This window comes from Acidovorax sp. Q11 (genome assembly GCF_054950075.1).
The window spans coordinates 1-397 of record NZ_JBUDZG010000105.1 but is presented as its reverse complement, the minus strand read 5'-3'; the positions used below and the strand labels follow the sequence as shown (position 1 = coordinate 397).

Here is a 397-nt window from a genome sequence, read left to right as displayed (position 1 = left end):
GTTCGTGCTCGAAACGTTGCCATTCGCCTTGGGTCTCGTTGTCCGCTGGCGCGATCAGCCCATGGCGGTGCAACAGGTCCGTGACCGTGCTGGGGGCCGGCACCTGCTCATGGCCCAGATCCTGCAGGCGCCGGCAGATCTTGCGCGCGCCCCAGGCTGGGTGTTGCTTGCGCAGATCCAGCGCGGCCGATTGCAAAGCCTCAGCGGTCTGGCGGGGGCTGTGCAGTGGACGGCGTGAGCGCTCGGTGAAAGCTTTCTCGCCTTCGCTCGCAAAACGCTTGAGCAGCGCGTAGCCCGCCTTGGGAGAAATGCCGAAGCGACGACACAGCTCACGCCGGTTGGCGCCTTCCTGCAGTGCCAGTTGCACAAACTCTCGTTTGGTGGTCATGAGATCTCT

Annotated in this window: 1 protein-coding gene; it reads right to left on the bottom strand. The window is 64.2% G+C overall.

The window, feature by feature from the left end; translation table 11 throughout:
• Positions 1 to 397: helix-turn-helix domain-containing protein (locus tag ACYZGB_RS22875; protein ID WP_462391281.1), on the bottom strand; the 397-nt coding region annotated here is incomplete at both ends.